Origin of the sequence: Psychrobacter okhotskensis (genome assembly GCF_013248965.1) — a bacterium.
In the GTDB taxonomy this organism is placed as follows: Bacteria; Pseudomonadota; Gammaproteobacteria; order Pseudomonadales; family Moraxellaceae; genus Psychrobacter; species Psychrobacter okhotskensis.
Window position 1 is genome coordinate 44,544 of record NZ_JABRVQ010000012.1, and the last position, 26,995, is coordinate 71,538.

General features: G+C 43.4%; 15 protein-coding genes and 1 tRNA gene. 8 read left to right on the forward strand and 8 right to left on the reverse strand.

Going from position 1 to position 26,995, the window contains the following annotated elements; translation table 11 throughout:
* Positions 1-50 precede the first annotated feature (50 nt).
* Positions 51-1,553: a bifunctional 2-methylcitrate dehydratase/aconitate hydratase gene (locus HQR03_RS07635; RefSeq protein WP_173239756.1), complete on the forward strand. Its 1,503-nt coding sequence runs from the start codon at positions 51-53 to the stop codon at positions 1,551-1,553.
* A 140-nt stretch (positions 1,554-1,693) separates the two neighbouring features.
* Here the strand turns inward: HQR03_RS07635 and HQR03_RS07640 are convergent, their stop codons facing one another.
* Positions 1,694-2,455 (reverse strand): SDR family oxidoreductase, encoded by a 762-nt coding sequence (locus HQR03_RS07640; RefSeq protein ID WP_173239757.1) that lies wholly within the window; start codon positions 2,453-2,455, stop codon positions 1,694-1,696.
* Positions 2,456-2,724: 269 nt separating this feature from the next.
* Between HQR03_RS07640 and HQR03_RS07645 the strand changes: the two genes are divergently transcribed.
* Positions 2,725-4,089, forward strand: a complete 1,365-nt coding sequence (locus HQR03_RS07645; protein ID WP_173239758.1) for a DUF2868 domain-containing protein — start codon at positions 2,725-2,727, stop codon at positions 4,087-4,089.
* Between the two features lie 66 nt (positions 4,090-4,155).
* Positions 4,156-5,829: a DUF3482 domain-containing protein gene (locus HQR03_RS07650; RefSeq protein ID WP_173239759.1), complete on the forward strand. Its 1,674-nt coding sequence runs from the start codon at positions 4,156-4,158 to the stop codon at positions 5,827-5,829.
* A gap of 51 nt (positions 5,830-5,880) precedes the next feature.
* On the opposite strand, the gene HQR03_RS07655 is transcribed toward HQR03_RS07650, so the two are convergent.
* The 3 genes from HQR03_RS07655 to HQR03_RS07665 form a co-directional block, all read right to left on the reverse strand.
* On the reverse strand, positions 5,881-6,921 hold the full coding sequence (locus HQR03_RS07655) for an ArsA family ATPase (RefSeq protein ID WP_173239760.1): 1,041 nt from the start codon (positions 6,919-6,921) through the stop codon (positions 5,881-5,883).
* An 89-nt stretch (positions 6,922-7,010) separates the two neighbouring features.
* Positions 7,011-7,292 carry a cory-CC-star protein gene (locus tag HQR03_RS07660; protein ID WP_051395134.1) on the reverse strand — a complete coding sequence of 94 codons (282 nt, stop codon included), beginning with the start codon at positions 7,290-7,292 and terminating at the stop codon, positions 7,011-7,013.
* Between the two features lie 254 nt (positions 7,293-7,546).
* Positions 7,547-9,232 (reverse strand): carbon starvation CstA family protein, encoded by a 1,686-nt coding sequence (locus HQR03_RS07665; RefSeq protein WP_101211090.1) that lies wholly within the window; start codon positions 9,230-9,232, stop codon positions 7,547-7,549.
* A gap of 352 nt (positions 9,233-9,584) precedes the next feature.
* Here HQR03_RS07665 and HQR03_RS07670 point away from each other — a divergent pair, with 352 nt between their 5' ends.
* Together HQR03_RS07670 and HQR03_RS07675 are read left to right on the forward strand one after the other, a co-directional pair.
* On the forward strand, positions 9,585-10,253 hold the full coding sequence (locus HQR03_RS07670) for a hypothetical protein (RefSeq protein WP_025652693.1): 669 nt from the start codon (positions 9,585-9,587) through the stop codon (positions 10,251-10,253).
* A gap of 102 nt (positions 10,254-10,355) precedes the next feature.
* The gene (locus HQR03_RS07675) at positions 10,356-10,919 is read left to right on the forward strand and encodes a hypoxanthine-guanine phosphoribosyltransferase (protein WP_025652691.1); all 564 of its coding nucleotides are present in this window, start codon (positions 10,356-10,358) and stop codon (positions 10,917-10,919) included.
* A 223-nt stretch (positions 10,920-11,142) separates the two neighbouring features.
* On the opposite strand, the gene recD is transcribed toward HQR03_RS07675, so the two are convergent.
* The 3 genes from recD to HQR03_RS07690 all read right to left on the reverse strand — a co-directional run bounded on the left by recD (position 11,143) and on the right by HQR03_RS07690 (position 22,788).
* Positions 11,143-13,356: an exodeoxyribonuclease V subunit alpha gene (gene recD / locus HQR03_RS07680; protein WP_173239761.1), complete on the reverse strand. Its 2,214-nt coding sequence runs from the start codon at positions 13,354-13,356 to the stop codon at positions 11,143-11,145.
* Between the two features lie 89 nt (positions 13,357-13,445).
* Positions 13,446-17,948, reverse strand: coding sequence for a UvrD-helicase domain-containing protein (locus HQR03_RS07685; protein WP_173239762.1), 4,503 nt, complete (start codon positions 17,946-17,948; stop codon positions 13,446-13,448).
* Between the two features lie 241 nt (positions 17,949-18,189).
* Positions 18,190-22,788, reverse strand: coding sequence for an exodeoxyribonuclease V subunit gamma (locus HQR03_RS07690; RefSeq protein WP_173239763.1), 4,599 nt, complete (start codon positions 22,786-22,788; stop codon positions 18,190-18,192).
* A gap of 360 nt (positions 22,789-23,148) precedes the next feature.
* On the opposite strand from HQR03_RS07690, the gene HQR03_RS07695 reads away from it, so the two are divergent.
* The 3 genes from HQR03_RS07695 to HQR03_RS07705 all read left to right on the forward strand — a co-directional run bounded on the left by HQR03_RS07695 (position 23,149) and on the right by HQR03_RS07705 (position 24,777).
* Positions 23,149-23,709 carry a hypothetical protein gene (locus HQR03_RS07695; protein WP_173239764.1) on the forward strand — a complete coding sequence of 187 codons (561 nt, stop codon included), beginning with the start codon at positions 23,149-23,151 and terminating at the stop codon, positions 23,707-23,709.
* A gap of 91 nt (positions 23,710-23,800) precedes the next feature.
* Positions 23,801-24,628, forward strand: a complete 828-nt coding sequence (locus HQR03_RS07700) for a hypothetical protein (protein ID WP_173239765.1) — start codon at positions 23,801-23,803, stop codon at positions 24,626-24,628.
* A gap of 73 nt (positions 24,629-24,701) precedes the next feature.
* Positions 24,702-24,777: transfer RNA gene (locus tag HQR03_RS07705), tRNA-Arg, on the forward strand.
* Between the two features lie 242 nt (positions 24,778-25,019).
* Here the strand turns inward: HQR03_RS07705 and HQR03_RS07710 are convergent.
* The gene (locus tag HQR03_RS07710) at positions 25,020-26,636 is read right to left on the reverse strand and encodes an NAD(P)/FAD-dependent oxidoreductase (protein ID WP_173239766.1); all 1,617 of its coding nucleotides are present in this window, start codon (positions 26,634-26,636) and stop codon (positions 25,020-25,022) included.
* Positions 26,637-26,995 lie beyond the last annotated feature (359 nt).

Here is a 26,995-nt window from a genome sequence, read left to right on the forward strand (position 1 = left end):
AAACGCTCAATGGTCAACAAAGTAGCTAACTTAAGGAAGAGGTGACGATTATGTCTAATGTCGAAAGCAATGTCCGTCCAGAATATGACGATGAAATTCAAAAAATTGCCGACTATGTTTTAAATTACTCTATCGATAAAGACTCCAAAAACAGTGATGATGCTTGGAGTACTGCCCGTTACTGTTTGATGGATACACTGGGCTGCGGTTTACTGGCGCTACGTTTCCCTGAATGCACTAAGCACTTGGGGCCCGACTGTCTCGATCAAATTACCCCAAATGGCGCGCGCGTGCCCGGCACGAATTATCGCCTCGACCCTATCAAAGCCGCCTTTGACATAGGCTGCATCGTACGCTGGCTAGACTATAACGATACGTGGCTGGCTGCTGAATGGGGACATCCGTCAGACAATCTCGGTGGTATTTTGGCAGTCGCAGATTATCTCAGTCAGCAAAACGTCAGCCAAGGTCGCGCACCGCTCACCATGAGAGACGTGCTCGAATCGATGATTATGGCGCACGAAATTCAAGGCGTATTGGCGTTAGATAACTCTTTTAATCGCGTTGGGCTTGACCATGTATTCTTAGTAAAATTGGCCTCAACTGCGGTCGTCGCCAAGCTCTATAACCTACCGCGCGAGCGTATCATGGCGGCTATCTCACAAGCCCTAGTCGATGGCCAAGCACTACGCACCTATCGTCATGCTCCCAATGCCGGAAGCCGTAAATCTTGGGCTGCAGGTGATGCGACCAGCCGTGCCGTACGCTTGGTAGATATTACCAGACGCGGTGAGATGGGTATCCCTGGTGCATTAACCGCACCGCAATGGGGTTTTTATGATGTGTTGTTCAGCCACACCAATAAAGACTTAGCCACTAAACCCGAAAGCGAGCGCCGCTTTACCTTTCAGCGTGACTTTGGCAGTTATGTGATAGAAAACATCTTATTTAAAATAAGCTTCCCCGCTGAGTTTCATGCGCAGACAGCATGCGAGGCGGCCGTTATTTTGTACCCACGTATCGAAGACAGAATTGATGAAATCGAAAAAATCGTTTTGACGACCCATGATTCAGCGATTCGGATCATCTCAAAACAAGGCGAGCTTGCCAATCCTGCTGACAGGGATCATTGTTTACAATATATGGTGGCTGTGCCGTTGCTCACGGGAGATCTGATGGCAGAGAACTATGAAGATGATTACCATGAGCAGCATCATATATTAATCGATGAGTTGCGCCGCAAAATGGTGGTAGAGGAAGATCCGCGGTATTCAAAAGACTATCATGACCCAAGTAAACGTTCGATTGCCAATGCCATTCAAGTGTTCTTTAAAGATGGCACCAGTACCGATAAAGTCGCTGTAGAATATCCCATTGGTCACAAACGCCGCCGTGAAGAAGGCTTGCCTGTGTTAGAAGCCAAGTTTCGAGCCAGTCTGGCGACGCGTTTTATTGACAGTCGCTGCGAGGCTATTTTTGCGTTATGCAGCGACCAAAAACGCTTGGAGCAAACACCCGTGCATGAGTTTATGGACTTGTTTATGGCGAACTAAGCATTTGCTCACCTAGAGATTTACGCTAAATTTATCCTTGTCTTATCAACAAAATAGGGCGTGCCGTTAATATTATGATAACGACACGCCCTATTTTGTTCTATTGAATTGAATCAATTTTAATATTCAATCGTTTGGCGCTACCAAGGTATAGATTCCCCTGCCCAATCAACAAAGCTGCCAGATTGCGCAGCCGTCATGCGGCTTAGCACTTCTAATAAGCATTCTGCACTATAAGCTGGCGAGAATAATTGCCCATCAGCCACATTGCCTTGAAAAGGCGCTGACAGTTGCGTGTTGACGGTTCCGGGCTGCATGACGACCACGCACACATCTTTGAGCGACCTTCCCCATTCGATACTTAAGTTTTTCATGCCCATATTGAGCGCCGCCTTGCTCATCCTATAGCTATACCAACCGCCCAACTGATTGTCGCTGATACTACCGACTCGTGCAGAAATGGTGGCAAAAACAGCAGGACTGTCATTACTACGTTCAGATTTGGCTAATAAGGATTTAAAATGCTTAGCAATAAGCAGACCGGCTAAGGCATTGACCTGCATATTTATTAAGAAAAAATCCGTCTCAATTTGCCGTAGTGATTTTTCTGGTTGCTGCGTCGCCGTGTGTAGAAGTCCTGCACAGTTGATTAGCCAATCAATGTGGTCGGTTTGTTGACTAATGACATCAGCAGCTTGTTTGATGCTCTGTTCGTCGCAGATGTTCATGGGCAGCCAATAGAGATTGTCCGCTGCAAAATCAGGAACGCTTTTATGATAAGTCGCAAAGACACGTAGACTGTCTTGGCTATCACTATTAGCCGTGCTTTCTACCAATTGCTCCACCATGGCTCTGCCAATGCCACCTGTACCGCCGATGATTAGATAAGTTTTGGTACTCATAACGATTCCTTTTTTTGTATTTCTAAAATGAGGACATGCCTAGTGTATGGCTTATCTTTATGGTTATGACTATCCTGTCTATCATTCATTCATGCATTCTGGCTGATTTTTATCACCTTTACCATGACAAAAATGCTGAATAATGGCTTATTTAGTTATCATTGGTTTGTGACGCTGCAAAATAACAGCAGTAATCGCTATTATATATACGCTACAATAATCAAAAACTGTCTTCTAAATGAACGCCTTTATACGGATATTATCACTTTATGCTCTCACCACAAGATCAATTGACTGAGCTGGTACGCACGCTTGAGACGCAGCAGCATGTCTTTGCCACTGACCCGCTACTCATCACGGAAAAGCTGCAAAATGAGGATGGAAAACCCGTCCAAAAACTGCATCGCCGTGCCTCACGTATCGATAGTAACGGCGCGCTGGCACGAGTATTGGGCAAGATTGATGGACGCATAAAAGGCATCATGGTGATCATGAGTGTGGTGTGGTGCATCTCGGGGTTTTTAGGATTATTTACCTTACTACAAGCCAATGTCGTCAATTTCTTTTATGTCTTGGTCTGTTTACTTGGGTTTCATACCCTTATGCTGGCTGGCTGGCTAGTCATGACCTTGCTTAACCAAGGTCGTCAGTCGCCCAGCTGGTTTGCGAGTTTTGTTAGCCCCAGTTATCTTATCCGTGGTAAGGACGATGTCACCAAGGCGGCAGTCGACTTGTACGAGCGCCAATTACAGCATAGCGGCATGCGCTGGTATCTGGGTCGTTTTAGCCATCAGCTATGGCTTGCTACCTTAACCGGTATGCTCTTCGCGATTATATTCTTATTAATTGTACGCCAATATAGCTTTAGTTGGGAGTCGACGCTGCTATCCGATCAGGCACTGATTACCCTCACCCAAGTGCTTGGCTGGCTGCCCAGTATGGTCGGATTTGGTGTACCTGACAATGCCGCTATCGTACAGAGTCGACTGGTTACTGATGCCATGCCATTGTCTGTCGCGCGGCAATGGGCAAGCTTGTTAATTGGTAGTTTGCTGATGTATGGTATCGTGCCACGGGCGATAGCGTGGGCGTTTTGTGCTTTCATGTTCCGTCGTAAAAAAATGCGTTTGGATATCAAGCTGCCTTATTATCAAAAAATTCTAAATTTTTGGCAGCGTCATGTGGTTGATGCCGACGATTTTACTGAGGTAGCGGCGCCTATCGCTCCAAAGGCAACAGTGAGCGCTGGCAAAAAGCTGGTTGCGCTACTTGAATATCCGTCAGAGCAAGATAACTGGTGGCAAAAAGGTCTTGATGCCAATACTAATGAGAGTAGTGAGATAGAGAATTTTGGCATCGTTGATGACCGTGATGATATGGATCGATTAACAGTGTATTTAAAGACCCATCCAGTACAAGTCTTGCTCGGTATTCATAGCAAAGCACTGCCTGACCGTGGCACGCTACGCAAGCTTGATAAAATTGCGGCTCATGCTAAAGACGGACTGATTGTGCAGCTACTTAATGATGACGCTGACACTACTGACGACTTGCAACACAATGTGCGATATCAACAATGGCAAACGGCTCTATCAGCACGAAAGATAGGTTTGGTAAGTACTTATACTGCTTAATAAAAAATGGTAATAACTTTTTCAAATTCTTGCCAGACTTCGATAAATATAATACGGGATCAGATGATGGATAATAATAAAACGAAGAATGAGCCTATCGGTCTCTTTGCCGACAAGGCCTTAAAAGATGAGCCTATCAACGTAGAAAATTCAAAGACAGCACTTACCCAGCCTATTAACATTAATAAATCCAGTGCTAGCGATACAACCGACGTCGCCACTTCCATCGATACCAGTTCTAATTCTAATTATGAAGCAGAAGATTCAACAACTCGCGAGAGTAAGAAAACTACGATAGCCAGCGGTGAGCCATTAAAACTGGCGGTGGTTGGTCATACCAATACGGGTAAGACCTCTATTTTGCGTACCTTATTACGTGACGTGTACTTTGGTGAAGTCAAAAACGAAGCCGCGACGACACGCCATGTCGAACGCGCCCAATTAACGGATAGTCAGACCGGTGAAGTACTGGTGGCGTTATATGATACGCCCGGTTTAGAGGACGCATCGGGATTGATGGATTGGTTAGAAGACAATACCGCCAGTCGTCGCGATGGTATTGAACGTCTACAGCAATTTTTGGCGGCTGATATCGCTCAAGGTGGTGATGCATTAAGTAGCAATGAGGACTATAGCCAAGAAGCCAAAGTTATCCGCCAATTGCTGGCAAGTGATATGGCAGTTTATGTTGTCGATGCGCGTGAGCCAGTATTGGGTAAATACAAAGATGAGTTGGCCATTTTATCGTGGGCAGCGATACCTGTTATGCCGGTGTTTAATTTTACTGATAGCCAAAATGCCAATATTAATGAATGGCAGACCATGCTGGCAAGAAGCAATCTGCATATCTCTACCCGTTTTGATTCGGTCGCTTTTGAGTTCGAAGATGAAATGCATTTGTGGCAAAATCTTGCGACCATGCTTACCCATTCAGAAATGCTTGAACAGCTCATGCAGAGACGCACAGAAGACTGGGCACAGCTATACGATGAGGCCAATATTATCATCGCGGATTTTTTATTGAATGTTGCCGCTTTTGTGCGTGAGATTAGTGATGATGATGACCCGATGCCAGTATTGCAGCAGATGCAAGAAGCCGTTCGGCAAAGTGAGCGCGCGATGCAGCACAACTTGCTTAATTTATATAAATTTTATGATAATGCGGTGGCAGCAACGCCGCTTGAGTTACAAGCCTATCAGCAAGATCCGTTTGACCCTGAATTGCTAAAAAGCTATGGGATTCGTACGACATCGGGCGCGGCAGCTGGCGCGTTATTAGGATTGGGCATTGATGCGGCCGCATTGGGCACGACGTTGGGTTTGGGTGCGGCAATAGGCGGTATCGCAGGTGGGTTATTATCGAATACCAGTAGCATTGCTGACCGGATTACTGGGGTAAAACGCTTATACATTGACCCTGCTACCTTAACCTTGCTCGCCACTCGTGCGATAGACTTACTCACTGCCCTACGCCATCGCGGTCACGCTGCGACTGATGCCACGCAACTATTATACAAAGGTGAGAATGACGGCAGCGACCCATCAGCTGAAAATAACAGTGAAGTAGACAACGCTGTGACGCCATGGTCAACGAACAAACTACCAAGCGAGCTTAAAAAAGCACGCGGTAAACCGCAGTGGTCATCGCTCAGTAGTGGTAAAGCAGAGCTTGCCCAAAGTTTGCGACTCGATATGGCATGGTCGCTTTCTGGGAAGTTGCAATCACATAGGCGTGAGTAGTTAGACAACTCTGCTTGAATAAAACATATATTTGGTTTTTCAAAGTTGCATTTACGACAATGGCTGCAACAATGCACTTAATGCCTCAGTACCACGTACGTCGGTTTGCTGCAGATAAATGGGATAAAGCGGATAACTAGTAAAGCTCTTGTCGATATCATACATCAGCTGCTGCTGGCGCTCAGCACGATGGCGCCAAAACTCATCAGACTGGGCCGGTGCTATGAGCTGATTGATGACTATCGCTGCTGGCGTGAGTTTGCTGTCTTCTAACTGTTCGATAGCACGTTTGGTCTCAGCCAATGGTAATACATCGGCGGTCATGACCAATACAATAGCAGTCTGCTGACGGTCATGCAGCAGTGCTCCCGCCTGACGAAACAGCTCTTTACGTTTCTCCAGCACGGATACTGCTTGCTCCCAGCGGTCAGACTTCTTTTCTGCAAATGGATTTGCCACATTATTTTGCTGAGTTTTATCTTTTTTCTGGCTGCTGTCTTTTTGATTGTGACGGTCCAAATGTGTCGCTACCGAGCGCAGTTTCGCCTGTCGCCGTTGCTGTGACAGTAATCCATCTGTCCACGCGCCCATCATCTCTGGTAGTACCAGCAATCGCAAAGTATGTCCAGTTGGAGCGGTATCAAAAATAATATGCTCATAATTGGCATCTGCTGCCGCGACCAAATGCTGACACATCGATTCGAGCATAGCGGCTTCTTGGGCACCAGGGGCAGATTTTGATAGCCTGAGATGCTTACGAATTTTGGGTATCATATCTGGATTGGCGTAGGCGGTAATCGTGCGCTCAACTTGAGCAAAATGCGCATCGACGATGACATCAGGATTGAGCTCAATGGCATCTAGATACGGTGTGATAGCGGTTTTTTCGTTATTGAGACGTACCTTTAACACATCACCCAAGCTATGCGCTGGATCGGTTGAGACAATCAATGTTTTTTGTTGTTGGCCAGCATAATAGCTGGCAAGTGCAGCGGCCGTCGTGGTTTTGCCCACACCGCCCTTGCCACCGACGAATATAATCGGTTGCGTCGCCAGTTGGTCTACTAATCCGTGTAGAGGGTATAAAGCCATACTCATGTCTCAATTATTAATTGTTAATTATTAATTGTTAATCAATAGAATCTTTAATCTAAATAGATATGACTAAAAAACGGCTATGACTAGCAGCAACCAACGTGATCAAAGGGACATCTGTCCATACCCATGCGGGTGTGCCACTCATGGAAGTTTTCTAAAAATAATGGCTGTAGCTCTAACGTATAAAAGCTGGCAGGATTATCAATGCCTAAGCTCTCAGCGAACATCAGCAGCATAAAGAAATCTTCTTCATCACGTGCAGCACGTGCCATCGTCTGGCGATAAGGCGCATGATAGAACTCATTCAGCCCTGCCACGAACCGCTGCCACCATGGCTGAGTGTTTTCTATATTATCTGTCGTCATTATCGTCCCATTTACTAGATTTTTGTTTTTCACCGTTTTCTTAAATGATTGCTCGTATTTTGAGTCTTTCTTATTATAATCAGTGAAAAGTAATATCGATACCTCACGCACTGCTGATATCAGCCATAACGTCGCCATTTTAGGATATTTTAACTATATCTATCATGCCTATTTCATACAAAAAACGCCAGCAGTTGCTGCTAGCGTTTTTTTGTATATCTATTCCAATAGTGATTAGACGTTATATCTAGATATTACTTTTCAATATTGCTTTTACCTTTATGCAAGGTCCACTCTTTACGCAATACCGATAGACTCTCAAACGTCACTAAAATCGTTGCGACTAGAATGATGATGTCCATAATGATAAGCAGCCAATTACCATCAACGTAAAAGGTTTTGAGCTGAATCAATAAAGCAAAAACCGTCATCACTAACAAGAATGACAATGGCGCCAAGGTGTACCAAACTGGCTTACCTTTACGTAATAAAATGACAGTAACGATCATGAGGGTTAACGCGGCCATGAGCTGATTGGTCGTACCAAATAACGGCCAAATAATCATACCGCCAGCACCGTCGATACCACCCGCGCCAAATGCCAACAGTAGACAGCTTCCGACAGCGAGCAACGTAGCTACTACGCTCTTATTAAGAACGGGGATGTTATAAAATTCACCAAATTCTTGGAAAATATAACGTTGTAAGCGCACCCCAGTATCCATAGTCGTCCCTGCGAACAAGGCTGCCATGACAGTCAGCATGGTCTGAGATAGCACCATGTCAATGCCCACACCGGCATTTAAGATGGTCGCGCCACCATCAATAAAGGCACCGATAGAACCGTCGCCAAATTTTTGATAAACCGCTTCCCAATCTCCTAGAGTCGCAAAACCTGCTGTGGCTGCGAGAATGGCTCCTAGGGCAAGCATGCCCTCACCCAATGCACCGAAGTAACCAACAAAGCGCACATCCTCTTCTTTATCAATCTGTTTTGAGGTAGTTCCCGTAGCTACCAATCCATGGAAGCCTGAGATGGCGCCACAGGCAATCGTGACAAACAATAATGGCATCAAGGAAGGTGTGCCAACTGGTAGCGCCGTGTTTATGGCTGGCGCGACAATGTTGGGGGTCGCAATAAAAATCGCGGCGTACAATAAAATCAAACCGACAAATAACTGTAAACCATTAATATAATCACGTGGTTGTAGCAGCATCCATACCGGCAATAAAGAAGCGATGGCTGCATAAGCAAATAAAATAATAATCCATAGCGCATTATCAGGCAGACCTAAAAAAGTCTCAGGTAATACAATGGGGAACATAGGACCAAGATAGATCAGCCCGTATAAAGCACTGACCCCAATGATGGAGACCCAAACCAAATTCATCTTGTAGCGATAAATACACTGCCCGATGATAAAGGCCACTATCAACGCGCCCCAAACCGGTAATACGGCAGAGGGCGTTTTGATCATCATATTAGCAATAGCGACGCCAAATACAGCATTCACCATCAATAATAATAAAAAGATAACGACCATCATCAAGCTACGAACACGTGTACCCATGACGGTACCGGCAATAGAGCCAATCGATTGACCTCTATTGCGCATACTGGCCCAAATGGCCGACATATCATGTACGCCTGCCATAAAAATAGTACCCAAAACCACCCAAATAATGGCCGGTACCCAGCCCCAAATAACCGCAATCGCAGGACCAATGATTGGAGCAGCCCCTGCCACCGATGTAAAATGATGTCCCCATAATACATACTTATTGGTGGGAATATAATCTACCCCATCCTTCATCGTATGCGCTGGCGTGGGACGACTGTTGTCCAATGCCAAAATCTTGGTGGCGATAAACTTCGAATAAAATACATAACCGCAGAGCATTGCGGCGACACCAACTAACAGTACAATAGCACTATTCATCTTATCTCTCCCTAGACAAGTAGTAGATAGCCTTATGAGTTCAAGCTTTTTAAAGCAAAGTATAAAAAATATGCTAGATTAGTGGGCGGTGAGTGACTCAGATCACCCGTTATTAGGGAAATAACAGCACTCCCGTCAGATCATTACTAGGGTGTGTCCTCATTTTTATTACCATTTTTAGAATGAGGACACACCCTAGCTAAAAAAAACCTTGCATTGTAAAGTTAGAACACGCCACTAGTCAACATATAGTGTGATGAATCTTTGCTTAGCATGAGGTTTAAATAGTAACTGATTTGACAAGGGATGTAACGTTGGTAAGACGTTAAAAACAACAAATAAAGGAGTTATAATGACACACTATTTTGGATTCGTACCTTCACCTAAACTCAAAGCGCTGATCGAAGAGGCAGAACAAGTTATCGCTACTGATGCAAAGGTAGATTATTACCCTTATCGCGATGCCCTAAGCCATCAAACCGCCCGAGACTTGATTGATAACTTATTGGTTGGCTTGGTAGATATTATTCCAAACCCTGAGCGTCAAGCATCCATGCGTAAAATCGTTGGAACCATTGAGCGTGCAGCAGACACCCTACTCAATATTTTATTGGGTAAAGAAAACAATGAAGAGGTATTGCCCAGTTTTCATTTTTTAAGAGATCGGGCCACCTTTATTGATAATGAAGGCGTGAAGCGTATTGGCTTTAAATTATCGGATGCCGATGCAAAAACCATTACTGAGGGTTTTGCCGCCATTACACCTGAACACGTTGATAGACCGACCTTTAAAACTGCGCTTGAAACGGTCAACGAAGAGACGTTGACTCATTTTGTCAGCCGCTACGCAGAAACGCTAAAGCTTGGCATGATTAAACGTAAGTCCGTGCCAGTTGCTAAAGCCGCCATCGACAAAGGCATGAGTATGGCATTGAACAAGCTATTGCCAGACCTACCTGATACCTCATTAAACCGTTTGGCTGACTATTATCGCCCATTCATCGTAAAAAAGCCTGAATAACGGCTACATTAGAAACTATTATGTTTTTATTAAGGCGGTAGTGTTGGGCAAATTTGCTAAAATTTGCTAAAATAGGCGGCACTTTTATCGAAGGCGCAACTCATGACCCAAATTAGTAATCAAGAAATCGAAAAAACCCTGCGCAACTCAGAGTGCCTTATCAGCAGTATCGAAGTAGCCGCTGCTTATGAGCGTCTTGCCGCCCAACTCAACCTACACTATGCTGGTCTAAACCCAATCGTGATGGTGGTTATGAACGGTGGTCTTATCCCAGCCGGTCAACTACTCACTCACCTGACTTTTTATCATCGTATGCACTATATCCACGCTTCGCGCTATCGTGATAATGAAGGGACCAACGAGCTTGATTGGAAGTTTAAGCCTGATGTCAGCATCGAGGGCGAGCACGTCTTGTTGATCGATGATATTTTTGACGAAGGTATTACTCTAAAAGCAGTGGTTGAAGAATTGAGTAAAGAAAAGCCTCTCTCTATCGAGTCTTGCGTACTACTTAATAAACAACATGATCGCAAAGTAGAAGGTTTTGACGTTGATTTTGTTGGTATTGATGTCGCGGACCGTTATGTCTACGGCTGTGGTATGGATTTTCATGGTTACCTGCGTCATCTACCGGGTATCTACGCTATTAAAGAAGACAAAGTCTAAATCTTCGTATTTGAATTTTAAAAAAGCATCCGATTTGGATGCTTTTTTAATGCCTAACTATACTGTTTGTTAAATATAGTCAGTGAAAAGTAATATCGAACCATCACGCACTGCTGATATCAATTTTTCTTGCTTGCTGTGCCTGCGCAGACAGAGGCGACAAAAAATTGATATCAGCAATACCATAGCGTTTTTAGTATATTTTGATATCTATACGAGGCAACTAAAACTGTAATGCCAAACCCGTGTGGCGCTCAGTGGGTGTTTGAACGGCTTTCTCAAAAGCGTGTTTGGTACTATAAATGGTTACCTTTTCTTTAGCACGGGTCACTGCCGTATAGATAAGTTCTTTACTCAGCAATCTTGCATGACTATTGTCAAAAGTAATAGCCACATGATCAAACTCAGAGCCTTGTGATTTATGAATGGTCATCGCATAAGCTGTGGCAATCACTTCTTCATTTAACAAATTGACCGCAATCCCCTGCGTTTTATTTTCAAAGAAAACCTCTAATCGACTTCTTTCATCGCTTGTCTGCAAGCAAAAACCAATATCACCATTAAACAATCCAAGCTCATAGTTATTTTGCAGCACCATAACAGGACGACCATGGAACCATGTGTTTTGACCCAGTGGTAACTTGAGCTCAGCAAGATGCCATTGAGTGAGAATATTATTAATGTAGTGATCGCCCCACTCACTATTATGACCAGCAGTTAATATTCTAAATTGGTTAAATATTTTCATTAATGAAGCAATGGTGTTTTTAACGGTTTCTGGCATGGATTTTTCGATCGGACTCTCTAACAGAGTTTTTACGTTGTTTAGGTATGTTTGGTAATTTAAAATCAGTTCCGAAACAATCTTATTATTGCTTAGGCTATTTTTTGTCTTGCTGTTTTGAAGCACTTCTGTTTGTAGGGTGTTTACGTTATTAACATACTGAAAACTTAGCGCGTCATCTTGATTTAATAACTGCCAAATAACTTGGGTATCTGTCTCTGTTTTATTAATTTGATAAGCAAGCTTGCCAATCCCCGAGTCTGCCGTAAATCGGCGACTCTCTGTCAGCTCTGCATGAATGGATTGCAATAGTGGAATACGGCATAAATCCGCCAATACAGCGCCTGCATCGACCGCTGCTAACTGGTTCGCATCGCCTAATAATATCAGCCTTGCACCAGGCTTTACCGCACTGACAAGATAATTCGCTAGCTCCACCCCAAGCATTGATGCCTCATCAACGATTATAATATCTTCGCCAAGCGGGTTATGGGCATCGTAACGCGGTCTACCCGTCCGACCAATACCTAACAAGCGATGTATCGTTTTTGCTTCTTGCAACTGTAGCTCAACACCAGCTGCGTCTAACGCCGCCTGCAGCGACTCTTGCATGCGCTGTGCTGCCTTACCCGTTGGCGCGGCTAACGCTAGACTGGCGCTATCAGTGCTGAATCTAATACTTTTATGTTCACCATCCCTACTCTCTGCGGCCTGTTGCAGCGCGATGACTAACTGAGCAACGGTATAGGTTTTACCTGTGCCGGGACCACCTGTAATAATACTAAAGGCGTTGTTATTAGTGACATTAATCGCCTTCACTTGGTGCTCATGAAGGTTTTCAGGTATTGCTATTTGTAAAGGGCTGACTTGCTGATTCAGAATGTTATTGATATTTTTTGCTAAGTTGAACTCGGCTTGCCAAGCTCGATGCAACCAAAAAGTGATGGAGGTATTTTGCTCATCAGCCTCTTGGTTATTAATAAGCTGATAAATAATAGGTTGATTACTTTTGCTTAGGCTATTTTTATTAGTGTTACACTGAGTATTGGTGTCAACATCGGCGAATAACGTATGCTTATGAAGTGACTGAACGAAAGATTCAAAGTCGCTATTTTTCAACAACTGATATAGCGTAGTCACCATATCAAAGCGTTTATCTAACACCTCTTTTTCATGATTACTGAGTGTTAGCTGTGCCCATAGTTGAGATTGCTTGTTAAACAGAGTTTCTAACAAAACAAATAGCGACGTCTCAGCTGTAGCATCATCTTCTGATGGGCTGTCTACTTGAGTATCGATTAGCGCAAGGATTGGCATTGCTAACATCTCTAACAATTGCTGCTGCCACACATATAGCGTCACTAACTCGCCGTTGATATGACCTTGTCGCGGTGTTTCATTCGCAGCCGATTCAATGGTTAAAACGGTATGCCCTTCTTCCAAATGAGTCGCCAACATAACGAATAAGGCGCTAAATAACCCACTGTCTTCAGTTTTATCTATTTTGGCGCTACCATAATCAGTATCAGAATTATCATCGATTGTGTTATAGGCTACCTGTGTCTGCTGACGGCGTAGCAAAATATAATTACTGAGGTTACTGGCCCAGCTCTCTTGTAAGCTTATATCCGCCCTGCTCTTATTGTTATTCATAGATTATTACTCATCGTATGCTTGTCTCTTTTTAGATTTGGTTAAAGGGTATAACAATGTTCATGCATTCAATCATTACTCAAAATCTGTTAATCTGGTCTGCCAAACAACGTATCTAGTGCTTTAATAAAATCGATGGGTATATCCCAAGTGACTAATCCATAGGAGCTGTTATTCTTTAATTCACTACCGACCGACTTATTAGCATTTTGTGATTCATTCGAGGCGGCTTTAGCGTTCGGATCATATACGCCACGTAAAAAGACATATTCAACAGCACCCAAGTATTTATCTTCATTGCCTGCATAATTACTGATTCTCATGGCTAGGAATCGATGCAACGCCACTTGGTAAATCGCTGCTTGCAACCAATAGCCCGCCTTGGACATTGCTTGCTTGAGCGTGTTTTCATCGTAATCACTTAGGCTATTTCCTAAAAAATTACTCTTGTAATCGACGACGTAATACTTGCCAGCATGCTCATACACCAAGTCAATTTCACCGCGTAGATAACGATACAAATACGCTTTGTTTTGCGCAACAAGCGTGACATGTTTGTCGGTCTCATCAGGCAAATACTGCTGAAAGAGTCTAGTAATATCTTGTGCCTTAAAGTTCTCTGATAGCCCCATATTAAACTCTAATTCAGCAAATTGTTGACCTGCATCAATAGAGCGCAACGGTTGCTTGGAGGCCAATAATGGCGCATCTAAGACCTCTTCAATCCAGTCCATCAACGCCTCATGTTTGCTAGCGTCTACTGAGTTAAGATTAAATGAATCAGTATTAACGTCATTACCTTGCTCTTGCGTCTTTGCTTGCAATCGACGGCTTTGGGTTTCAGCACTGCTATACACCAGCGGCAGCTGATAACTACTGATGGCTCTATCGATAACTTGAGACCACTGCGCTTTATTGTTGAAATCAATTTTTTCAAATATCTCATGCAAAAATGTACCGGCATTAGCGCCTTTAACAAAGGTAAAGCGGATATCCTCTTCTGACTTGAAGCTCAGTTCACCGTCTTGTTCGAGAGACTCATCGTTATTAAGTAACGAAATATCAGAAACTGAAGACTCTGTCATATCAATGTCTATCGCATCATCAATACGCTCATCCACTATCGCCATTGCTTGTGTAGATTCATCTAGCTGACGCGCCAAAGCGGTAAAGCTAGTCTTGGCCCACCCATAAAAATAGTTGGTTTTCATAACTTCTGAAAAATCATCATACTTAATAGGCTCTGTTTTAGGTCTAATCGAATCAGGCGATTCATTTTCCGTTAATGCGCTTGCTTTAGCGGTAGCACAGTTATTGTTATAGAACTCATTAACTTCATGACCTCTGAGCATGCCTATGGTACCTTTGAGTCTATCAGGTAGCTCAAACTTGGCATCTTCGGAGTCAAACCAATGGCACACTGGTCTTAAGTCACAATCGGTATTTCTATAGGCCTCTTTTAACACTACATAGAGCTGCTCACTGGCCCGAGTAAATGCTACATAGCCAAGGCGGCGGCGCTCATCAAAATTCTCTTTTGTTTCGATATCAGTATAATAACCCTTATCCGTGGAAGAGCCTTGCAATGGTGAGAAGCGGCGCTGATTTCCTGTTGATTGACTGTCTATCGACTGCTGCACTAATGCTGAGGGCGCTTGTTGCGCGTTATATATATACAGCCCATAGTCTTCCTTATTGCCAGACTTCCTACTGGCATCACCCATTCCCAATACATAGACAACAGGGAATTCAAGCCCTTTAGACTTATGAATGGTCATCAATTGCACACCAGATTCTGTCGGTAGCGGATATTGCTTAGCCCAGTCACTGTTAGGCGCTGCATCTATATGCTGTCTGAACCATGCCAATAGCTCATGCTCACCCATGCCAATACCATACTGCGCCAAGATGTCCATGACATGACGCAAATCCATGATATGACGGTCACCTTCTGGATGAGCAGCTAGGGCTTGCCAAACGCCTTGCGGCTGTACAGGGCTTTTATCTAATAAATAATGTAGCGCCGATAATATGCCAAAGTGCTGCCAACGCTGTGCACCTTCTTTTAAATAGGTAATAAAGTCTTGATAGCTTTTTTTGGTATCAGTCGTTTCATTGGCTGGGAGGTCTTTCGAATTAGAGTTTTGTGAATGGGCGCTTGACGTACTGCTGCCCTCAGTAACGCCTGACTCATGGTCCGTCATCATGGCTTTGATGTTTTTGATACTCAGTCCATATAGGTGACTGGTCAACACCCGATTAATCATGTCATGACGATACGGGTATAACATGGCACTTAGCAATGCCGCTACATCTTCTGCCATAATAGTCTCAAAGATGCTGACATCACTAGTAGTCAAAGTCGGCACATTAAGCTTTATTAGCTCATCTTCGACCCTTTTCAGATCTTTTTTGGCACGTGCCAGCACCCCAATATCACTGGGCTGAATCGGTTTGCCTTTTAATGTCTGACCACTGTTAAGCAAAGTGGCTATATGGCGCGCAGTGATTTCATGCTCATCGTACTCAAGCTCTTTATCGTAAGGTAAATGCAATAGGCTCACTGGCTGAGCAGAGAGCACCTCTGTGACTAATATATTGTCCAGCTTGTCTGACTCATTAAACCAAGACAATTCATACTCCGGTTTTGCCGCTTTGATGTGCTGGTAATAAATACCTGTGCCTAATTGCGCTAACGTATTCTCGCCAGTGGTTGCATCAGCCATGCCAAACCAACAGTTTAGTGCGTTAATCACACCCGCATTTGAACGACGGTTGATATCAAGCGTCCATAGGGCACTTTTATCAAACTGAGCTTTCATATAGTTATAGTTGGCCACATCGCCACCACGAAACCCATAAATAGCTTGCTTGGGGTCACCAACCAATAGCAAAAACTCCTGACTGGATTTTTTAGTGCTAGATTGTTTACGTTTGTTTTTTGGCAAATAAATACTTTCAATCATAATGGCTTGCTCGCCATTGATGTCTTGCGACTCATCAATCAATGCCACAGGATAGTGGTGACGGATATAACGTGCCAGCTTCTCTCCTTGCCGACCAGTCAATGCTTGGTTTAAGCGTACCATTTGCAGACTAAAGGTGGTCTCGCCGCGCTCTTCTAAAATAACGGGCAATCTGTCACGTACCGCCAGCACGATATGGCGGTTAAGATTGGATAGTACCAATAAAATATGCTGATTTAAGCCGTCAACCATATCTAAGAGAGCCATTAACTTACTAATGGTCTCTAGCTCAAATAGGGTCTGATGCTCTTTTTCTTTATTTTTATTAAAATTCTTAATCTTGCCGTCTTCATTAGGATATCTGGAATCCTGCAATGCGGTAAGAATCTTGTTTTCACGTTCATTTAAATAATTGGTAAATGCCAGCTGATGTTCTATTATCTTTTGATGCACCTCAATAAGGGCATCAAATTGGTTGGTTAAGTTAGAACGCCCATTAAAACCTTGAGACTTTCTGTACTCTGGATTTAAATAAGGCTGGATATCTGCTAAATCTAGCTGAGAAAACTCCTTGATTAGCTTTTCATATGCAACAAAGTCAAAGCTTTTCTCATGTCTTATCTCATCAATCGGTGCAGAGATAAAGTTAAGCGAGCGAGTCACATACTTCTTATGATCACTAACGGCAGTCAATTTGCCTTGCTGATCCATCAATGCATACAGCTTAGGCTCCTCGTGATACAACCTGCTTTGGAACTGACGCAGCTCATCATGAATGATACTGTCAGTCACCTGCTCAATACTGCTGTCTTCAATAATACCCATGCCTTGCTGATGACCCGTCTCGCTACTATATTCCGTCAGCCATTTTTGCGCCAAGCTATCGAGCGTACCTACGAATAGCTTATCCAACGTCGTTAGCACCAGCGCGGTACGCCTAATAGCTTCTGTCATTGGATAGCTGTAGACATGATCCAATAAATAACCAATTAAATGCAGGTTAATAGGATCTTTCATGATGCCATCTAAGCGCGCATATTTTGCCTGATTGACTAGCCAATCTTCACGATATTTTTTTGCTTGTTTACGTTTATCAGTGGTAGCTTGCTTATCAGTAGCAAGGTCTTGATTTAGCTGGTCAGTTTTCTCTGCCTCAGCGTTTGAGGCAGCACTTGAGTTATCTGCTTGTCTATCCTTATCACTCTCAGGCATGACTTGTAATATGTTCGGGTATAAACTCTCTTTATTATTAGTATCAGCATTTAGGATATTGACCCATTGTAATAATTGATAGAAATCTACCAAACGATCATGGATACGCTGACGCATCTCGGCAGCCGCGGCGCGAGTAAAGGTCGTGGCGATGATTTGCTCTGGCGCACGCCGCGCTTCAATAAGTAAGCGCAGCACGATACCCGTCAATGTCCACGTTTTGCCAGTACCGGCTGAGGCTTCAATCAGATGTTTACCCGTTAGAGCAACATCCACTGCTGGTATGACATCCACTTTTTGCTCAGATAGAGAGTTGGCGTGAGGCAGCTCATTTGCGTACTCGTCAAATAAATGTGGTTGCATAGACTGTGTAGAAAGGTCACTGATACTGGTTGGGTCGGTAAAGTCTGTCATAAGGGCGGATACTTTTAATTATTATTTATTAGAGCAAGAGAGCAGCAATTGATTATTCTAAATAACTAGGGCGTGTCTTCATTTCAAAAATGGCGATAAAAATGAGATAAATTGCCGTTAAACAAGAAAAATAGCGTCGATAATATCGGGATATTAACAAGCTATTTGACGATGTTTGGCAAAATTTAGCCATTTTTTGCCCATTTAGATGACTATCGAGTGAATTGAAGACACGCCCTAACTAACCATCCAAGTCAATCAACGCATTAAACATTGGCTCATACAATGGTCGTGCCAAGGTAGTCAACGCTGCTGATAATGCTTTGAACGCATCTTGATCACGCAGTACGTACTGCCAAATGGCATGCTGAGAGCACGTATCGTATACGGTGTCTACATTATAGTTAGGTCTTAGCCAGTCTGAGAAATCTGTACGTTTTGGCCAATAACCACTGCCTTCACTTTCTTCAGACTTTAAGTACTTATCAAGATAATTGAGTGCATATTCTGGCAATAACGTAATGGGTACTTGACCGACTAGCTTGCCAAAAACCGCCCACTTTATCAGCTCAATAACGGCGTTTTCATACAGAATTGGGCTTAGCTTAAAGGCTATTACATCTTTATACTTACTAACTTGCGAGTTGGACTTATTAAAGCGCCAAATACTCACACCATCATTTAGAGCCACTTGCTCAGCAGTGGTACGTCTGGCCACCTGCCAATACAAGTGCGATAACCAAAACTTGAGTAAATGCCTTGGGCTAGCAGAGTTGGGCAGTATATTTAACCATTGCTTGGGTGGTTGCTCAGCATAGGTCTTACCTGCCTGCAGATGTGTGTGGCGGGCATGCGCATCTGGCGGCACTGATGATGGTGGTAATGATACTGATGCTAATATTGGCACCGAGCCTTTTATCTTAATAACTTTCGGCAACAGCTTGAGCAGTGTTTCCATACCCTCTATATCTGTCTGGTTGCTTGATTCGCTATTGGTGCTATTCAACAGTTTTGCCAACTCTATCTGAACAGGGTGTTCGGTGGTTGGTGTCAGTAGCTGTAATAATGTAGCGCTATCTGCTCCACCTTCGTTAATAATACTACTCTCATCAAAGCCATTAGCCATTAACTGCTCTTTGAACTCTAGACATTGCTGTTGCAGCTTTTGTTGTTGATTGGGTAGCGTGGTTTGGCGAGCCACACCAGCTGGCATGATTTTTTGGTACATTAAGGTTTGATTAGCGCTGTCATCAGTCGTATTGGCAATAGTATTATCGGTCGCCAGCTCTTTAATCAAATGCGCTTTAATTTGATAGGTCGTCAAGCTGTCTAAAAATAGCGGCTCTTGCTGCGACAGTGCTTCTTCACCTTGCACCACATGCACCTTTTGAGTACGCAAAAACGCTTTGGCAGGATGGCGCACTTGATACGCCAATACTCCTTCAATGTCTATCTCTCCAATATTAAATATGCTATCAGATACCGCTTGGGTAAGCGCTTCCGTCATGCTACCGACATCGCTAGCATCAACAACTGTATCTAGCGCCAACATTTCAGCCAATGCAGACAAGGTTTGATTGTCTACTCGACCTAACTGACCCAAGCCTTGACCAAGTATCTTAGCGATTGACTCATATTGTGATTTTGTGGGTAAGCTCACCAGTTGCGCATGCTCACTAGATACTCGCCCTTTTAAAGTATGAAACACTGACTGCCAAAGCGGCGCAGGCGGAAACTGCTTTTTTTGCGCCAATTTGGTTTTGCGCATGGCCTTATTTAAGAGAACATCTAATTCATCCATCATATCAACAGGGCTGTTATCCTGAGCATTGACGTTGGCATTGTTATTGCCATCAATATCAGGAGACGCTTGCTCAAAAATATCATTGCCTTCAATTTCTGTTTCAAACAGACTCTCATGAAAAGGCAGAGCAGGATGCTCAGTCACCAACCACTGCTTAATCAATTTAGGCAAATAGCGCTTGAGACTCTCGGTGGTGGGATCAATACTCTCTGGTAATGTTGCTAAGTCTTCCAGCGAGTTCACCTGCCACTGTACTTCACCTTGCAAGAACTGTAGCAATTCGCTCACTGGGTTGGCTGGCAGGTGCTCATGAGTGTCCGTCAGACTTTGACCGTTGTAAAACATCCAGCAAGCACTACGCGCACACAGCAGCGCATCTAAAAATGCACCATTGTCATCGTCTTCGCTGACTCTGTCACCGCGACGTGAATTGGTCGCTTTCATCAAATCATAGCGGTTATCACGATCACGCGCAGGAAACTCAGAGAGATCCATATTGAGCATCACCACCAACTCAAACGGCACGTTTCTTAGCGCACCAAACCGACCAAAAGTAATCACCCCAGTCGGCTCCGCACTGACCTGCTGGCTTTCAAGCTCGTTTTCAATACTGTCTAGCATAAAGCTCAGCTTTAGTGGCAACTGCTCCACACCTGCCAGCTTTTGCTCTACTTCTCTATTGTCGCTATCGCTACTGGCGTACTGTCTATAGTGACGATTGGCTCGCAAGCTAGATTTAAAGCCGTTCATTGCGTTGTAGATGGCACGCATGGTACGCGTTTGATCCACATCACCAAAGTAGCGATGTATCACTTGTCTCTCAATCTGATCGAGCCAATCTTCCGCTTTCATTTTTTGTGTATGGTCATTGCGTCGTGCGACCAAGCCAGTATAAATGCGGCAAAGCGCTTCAACGATCAACGCATCATTTAGGCTCACTTGCGGCAATGGCAAGGTCATTTCTGGTAATGCAGTACTTGGCCATTCATCTTCATTTAAAGGGTATAAACAATCGCTCAACTCAGCCTCTGGCATCACTAAGCCTAATGTTAATCTGTCTAACGCTTGCGCAAAGCTAAAGCGGTAGTCGTAATCATTGCTATCCAAAGTTTGCTTAAGATGCCGCTCATCAAACCCGCGGATAAAGCCTGCCTCTACCAGTAAATCACAGCCACGGCTCATTTGTTCATGAGTCAGCCCAAAACTTTCAAACAAAGGTGGCAGCATCAACCAATCTAAGACTTCAGCCGCTTCAAAACGGGCACTATGGCTGCCTAATAATTTATAAAAACCAATAATCGCGTCCCATAGCTGCCGAATATCGGCATCAACAACCCCAGTTACCTTGGCGGGCAAGGTCAAACCATCCTGACCTTTACCATTGACAAAGATAGAGCCAATCAGCGCATGATGACGCTCAACATCGGGTAGTAACACCACAATGTCAGAGATATGGCGTTTTTTCTCACCCGCTTTGACAGGTTCATTTAACCAGCGCCCAATCATGATACGCAACACTTCAAGCTGGCGCTGCAAACTATGGCACGAATGAATGCTTAGGCTATTATCTTGCGAAGAGATTGCCCAAAAACGATCCTTCTCAAAACGCTTATTTTCTAACGCCTCATCGTCATACCAAGCCGTCTCTTGTTTATCTTTATCAAGGCTTGGCGCTATTTGCTGACTCACTGCTTGCGAGACTGTAGCGGCCGTTGCTTGCTGGGTCGATTGCTCATCAAGCATCAACACATCATTTTGCAAACGTCTTAATAAGCTTGGACTATTTTGCGTAGCTTGAGAACTGTTAGCCTCCTCATAGGCTCTGTCATCAACACTAGTCCCAAACTCATCATTCCAATCATTATCTAAACCATCATCGCTAATATCGCCAACATCGAAGCTATCTTGCCACTCTACTATTTCTTCTTGGTACTGCTCATTGCCCGACAAATTAGCAAGCATGGCAAAGGTATCGCGCGACTGCTTGCCCAAACGCGACAGTAAACTGTGACCATAATCACGTAAAAATACACTTTCAGGATTGATGATTTGTTGACGCTGTAACCAAGATTTATCGACGATATCGGCCCAAAACAGCTTTGATGGATTGTAATGCAATAGCGTGATATTCATGTACTTCGATAAGCGCTGCAAAAAGTCAAGCTCAGTCTGTGGCAGTTGCTGAATGGTAAAAATACGCAATACTTTAGGCAATTGAGCGCGCTCGTTGGCCTTGTTATCCTTTAAAGCCGACCAGAATACCTCTTCGAGTGCCACCCGATGTAGATGAACGTCAGCAAATAAGTGCGACCATAAGAAGCGCTGGGCAGCTTCCAACTCGACATAATGCTCAACCAACCATTCAGGCGTGCCACGCGCATATTTATCAAAGCGTAGTGACAATGCATCTTTATCCGCTATTAATTCATCCACATTCAGAGGTTTGTTATATGACCATAGCGCCAACCAATCCTCACGATGGGTTAAGTAGCGGTTAAACACTCTTGCCAAATCACTTGCCAGCTGCCAGATACGGGCGTCTTGTTGCGCCTTGTCTTTTGTCATGTTCTGTTTTAAATTGTCTTGTCCTAAATTACCTTGTTGAGCACCTTCATGCGGCTCATCAATCAAAGACGCTAATAATGGGTTAACCGGATGCTTTTCATCGGCAACAATCACCTCTTGGTAATAGGTTAAATAGCCAAACAAGCGCCATTGCATCACTGTGGGCGACAGCACCGCCACTTCTGGTACATTCAAGGTTGCCGCTTCAGGATTTTGAGCCAATAAATACGTATTATGACGGGTTAACACATCCTGCATGAGTGTCCACTGATACTGACCCCAAAACTTAGTACGCACCAACGTGCTAATTCCAGCACGGCTAGCAATGGTTTTGTCCAACCAATCGCCCAATACCATTGAAGGCACAATGACAATAAAAGGCTCAAAAACAGGCTGATCCTTAGACTGATATTGCACAAGCAGTTGATCAACGAGGTTTTCGGTACGGTGTGACTGAATTATTTTAAACATAGAAGGGCAATCTGATTGAAGTGATAAAAGAATAAGGGGTTTAATAGATAACATAGGGTTAAAATAGCGCACCAACGTTAATGATAAAAGCTTTGAGTACAATAACAATGCCACAAACGATACTCATCAATCCATGTTTGGCAGTCGTTACTGAGTAATATTTCTGCTAGCATAATCATAGTAAATCCATTGACAGTAGTTATAATTAATAGCTGATATAACCACCAATCGCATCACCCGATTAGTGTGCCACTGTTCCCAGTGGTTTACCAGTTTATAATCCAAGGATGACATAGCCTACGACAACGGATGTCGCTGATTTTTTAAATGAGCTTCTTAACGACGAGACAACTTAATCTTATGCCCCTGCGCCCTATCGATGCCCTCTTTATCCACCTTGAACGACGTGTCTATGTAGTCTACTATCGAGGGGAATTATGGCAATTGCCTCGTATGAAAATTGATGAGCTATCGTGGCAGCGTAGGCAACCTTATCAAGGTTCCCCCGATGCCTTGTATCTAAGTCGTCATCAAGCTATCCAAGATCCAGTGTTGGCACAAAAGCTGCGAACACTAAACTTGCCTATGGCAGTACGCGGCATTACACTACCACGCTTCGAAGCATGGTGGGAGAGCCACGGTTTTGACTGGTTAAAAGACCAATTAACAATAGGTGAATCCCCATTAGCCGCGCATACTACGACAAGCACGACTACAAATAGCGAAACCAGATCTATTGCGCCGCAAGACAGTACATCAACCTCAGCCAATAATGATAATAGCGCTGAGCAGAACAGCGGTACGCAAACTCAAGAATCTAAAAAAGTAAGTAAGCAAAACGATAGCATTCAAGCAACAGAAAAAACGGATGTTTTCGCTGAAATGCTAGCGGATTTGGTCGAGGAAGTATTGTATAAATAGCTTAGTTTTTAGCAGCAATGTTAGCCGAAAAGTTATGTGCTATAGGTCATTTAAGCCTAAATCAAATACACCAAAATAAGAACGATAATCTATGAAAGACTATAAACTGCTATTGGCTGGCCTGCTTTTGCTACTGCTGATGATACTCATCGCCGTTTTTACTTGGTTGTGGAGTAGCAACCGTAAAAACATGGATCCACTGCCTATTTTGGCAAGCGAGAGTGAGACGATAGCAGAAGGCACTGATGAGGATGCAGATACTAGCGCTGATCGTACCTTATATTTGCAAATAGAAGACAGTCTACAAATACCATTAGACCATGTGATCACAAGTTTCGAATCCCGCTATCCTCATGTGCAAGTTTTCACAAATTATGTCACTGCTACAGCACTATTAACTTTGCCAAATAACAATCATAATGGCAATGAGAGTGCGCCTGTTGTCACCCATGCCGACATAATTATTGCTGATAATATCTTACCAAGCGAGCGCCTACTACCCTTACAAACCAAGCTTAAAGATGCTCAAGACAAGCGCAATCAGAGCAATATTGATACTGATAATGCCAATCAAGATAGTGATGCTAGCCTGAATGTAAGTGATCTGTTTAGCGAAGCAGACGTTGCTACAAATACATCAGACAATGCCGAAGCGCGTCGTCTGAGTTCTTTTAGCTATGCCTTGAAAGATGAGCATGCGCTTGATGGTGTTATCCTGACGCATAATACTGTGGCGATTAATTTTCGTAACTTTTTGCTCTCAAGTACGGGGCAAGACATATTAAAAAAATATGATTATTACAATATCGAAGGTTATAAAAACAGTGTTGACGATTTATTTAGGCCTACCTCACAAGCCAAAAAACCATTAGGCGACAATGGAGAAAATGTCGCTGATGCATTTAGTAATGGCGAGTAAGGATAAATTGCTTCTATTTATCTTTTGTTGATTGCTTTTATGCCTACTTTTTTCTACAATGTCCCTCCATAATGCGCCTATAGCTCAACAGGATAGAGCAGTTGCCTCCTAAGCGATCGATCCGAGTTCGAGTCTTGGTGGGCGCACCAACAAACATTCTTATAAGCAATCATAGAACTCCATAGCCTATACGCTCTGGGGTTTTTAATGTCTTAATATATCACAACATAACATTGCATAACTTACGATGCATTTTCATACAGCATACCTTCAAAGCAAAAAAAAGCCTTTCAAGCTTTATATTTTATAGCTTGAAAGGCTTTACCGATCACATGTCTTTATCTAAGTAAGCGTTTTAATATTGGGGTTTGCTTACAATTTACAGTTGCTCTTACTCTATCTTTAAAATCGATTTTGCCACAGCTTCGGCCACTTTAATGCCATCAATCCCTGCTGATAATATGCCACCTGCGTAGCCAGCACCCTCGCCTGCAGGGAATAAGCCTTTGGTATTAATGCTTTGGAACTCTTTATTGCGTTTAATACTTATTGGTGACGATGTTCTGGTTTCTACCCCAGTGAGTAAACCGTCGTCAGATGAAAACCCTTGGATTTTTTTATTAAACGCTGGAATGGCTTCACGTATTGCGTCTACGGCAAAGTCAGGTAACGCTTTACTTAAGTCGGTTAAGGTAATACCTGGTGTGTAAGAGGGTTTTACATCGCCTAATTCTGAATTTGGTTTACCTTTTAAGAAATCGCCAATGGTTTGCGCTGGTGCACTGTAGTCTTTGCCGCCTAATTCAAATGCTAAAGTCTCTAGTTGTCTTTGTAATTCGATACCAGCAAGAGGATGGTTTGGGTAATCTCGCTCTGGGTCGATACCTACAACAATAGCACTGTTGGCGTTACGTTCATTTCTTGAATATTGGCTCATGCCGTTAGTGACCACCCGGCCTTCTTCTGATGCGGCGGCAACAACGGTTCCGCCTGGACACATACAGAAACTATAAACAGAACGACCGTTTTTACAATGATGAACCAGTTTGTAATCCGCAGCGCCAAGTATTTCGTTTCCAGCATTGTCACCAAAGCGTGCTTTGTCTATGGCCGACTGTTTATGTTCAATCCTAAAGCCAATAGAGAAAGGTTTTGCTTCAACGTACACGCCTTTATCATGGATCATCTCAAAAGTGTCTCGGGCGCTATGACCAACAGCAAGAATAACATGATTGGTTTTTAAGGTTTCGCCACTATTAAGTGTCACGCCAGTTACTTTTGAGTCAGTGATATGCAAGTCTTCTACGCGAGTAGCAAAACGGACTTCCCCACCAAGCGCTATGATCTCGGCACGCATTTTTTCTACCATGGTGACTAACTTATAAGTACCTATGTGCGGTTTACTAACAAATAAAATCTCATCTGGTGCGCCCGCTTTAACAAATTCTGTCATTACTTTACGGCCGTAATGATTTGGATCTTTCACTTGGCTATATAATTTGCCGTCAGAAAAGGTGCCTGCTCCACCTTCACCAAATTGTACGTTTGATTCTGTGTTTAATTTACGCTGACGCCAAAAGCCAAAGGTGTCTTTGGTGCGTTGTCTTACTTCATTACCGCGTTCAATGATAATAGGTTTGAAACCCATTTGGGCAAGAGTAAGTCCAGCCATTAATCCACACGGACCAAAACCAATAATAACCGGACGCTCAGTTAAATTCTCTGGCGCTTCACCTACATATTTGTAGCTGGTATCTGGTGTTGCTTTAACATGGTTGTCTGACTCAAATTGAACCAGTAAATCATTGGCTAAATTCGAGTCAGTCAGTGTGATGTCTAGCGTATAAATTAATTGGATATTTCTCTTATTACGAGCATCATAACCACGTTTAAACATAACAACTGCGTCTATTTGCTCAGCAGAAATTTTAAGTTTTTTCGTTATTGCTGTTGTTAACTCTTCAGGTGCATGATTTAACGGCAATTTAATTTCAGTTAAACGTATCATTGGTTACTCACAAACTAGTGTAAAAAACATTCGCGCATTTTACTGGTACTGATGCAAATAAGCGAATAAATATTTTACTTACGCAGGATAGATTTACGGATTTGTATTAGGGTCTGTTGAACATTCAAATATTAGGACTGCTGATTGCTAAAGTTGCCCCAAACCTTTTATCAAATCAGGCGTAAACCGACGATAATGTCGAGACCTTAGCTAGGTTTACAACAACGTTTGGGGTGATTTTAGCATCAGCCTTTCAGGGCAGGGCTATTTTTTGCCAATACATGGCGAAATTATCTAACCTAGAATGACTAGGCGTCAAAAATTTCACTGCGTATTGTCTAAAAAATAGCCACTGCCAG

Excerpts from the sequence above, each read along its gene's own strand:
- HQR03_RS07635 (WP_173239756.1), top strand. The coding sequence starts at position 51 with ATGTCTAATGTCGAAAGCAATGTCCGTCCAGAATATGACGATGAAATT.
- HQR03_RS07640 (WP_173239757.1), bottom strand. The coding sequence starts at position 2,455 with ATGAGTACCAAAACTTATCTAATCATCGGCGGTACAGGTGGCATTGGC.
- HQR03_RS07645 (WP_173239758.1), top strand. The coding sequence starts at position 2,725 with ATGCTCTCACCACAAGATCAATTGACTGAGCTGGTACGCACGCTTGAG.
- HQR03_RS07650 (WP_173239759.1), top strand. The coding sequence starts at position 4,156 with ATGGATAATAATAAAACGAAGAATGAGCCTATCGGTCTCTTTGCCGAC.
- HQR03_RS07655 (WP_173239760.1), bottom strand. The coding sequence starts at position 6,921 with ATGGCTTTATACCCTCTACACGGATTAGTAGACCAACTGGCGACGCAA.
- HQR03_RS07660 (WP_051395134.1), bottom strand. The coding sequence starts at position 7,292 with ATGACGACAGATAATATAGAAAACACTCAGCCATGGTGGCAGCGGTTC.
- HQR03_RS07665 (WP_101211090.1), bottom strand. The coding sequence starts at position 9,232 with ATGAATAGTGCTATTGTACTGTTAGTTGGTGTCGCCGCAATGCTCTGC.
- HQR03_RS07670 (WP_025652693.1), top strand. The coding sequence starts at position 9,585 with ATGACACACTATTTTGGATTCGTACCTTCACCTAAACTCAAAGCGCTG.
- HQR03_RS07675 (WP_025652691.1), top strand. The coding sequence starts at position 10,356 with ATGACCCAAATTAGTAATCAAGAAATCGAAAAAACCCTGCGCAACTCA.
- recD (WP_173239761.1), bottom strand. The coding sequence starts at position 13,356 with ATGAATAACAATAAGAGCAGGGCGGATATAAGCTTACAAGAGAGCTGG.
- HQR03_RS07685 (WP_173239762.1), bottom strand. The coding sequence starts at position 17,948 with ATGACAGACTTTACCGACCCAACCAGTATCAGTGACCTTTCTACACAG.
- HQR03_RS07690 (WP_173239763.1), bottom strand. The coding sequence starts at position 22,788 with ATGTTTAAAATAATTCAGTCACACCGTACCGAAAACCTCGTTGATCAA.
- HQR03_RS07695 (WP_173239764.1), top strand. The coding sequence starts at position 23,149 with ATGCCCCTGCGCCCTATCGATGCCCTCTTTATCCACCTTGAACGACGT.
- HQR03_RS07700 (WP_173239765.1), top strand. The coding sequence starts at position 23,801 with ATGAAAGACTATAAACTGCTATTGGCTGGCCTGCTTTTGCTACTGCTG.
- HQR03_RS07710 (WP_173239766.1), bottom strand. The coding sequence starts at position 26,636 with ATGATACGTTTAACTGAAATTAAATTGCCGTTAAATCATGCACCTGAA.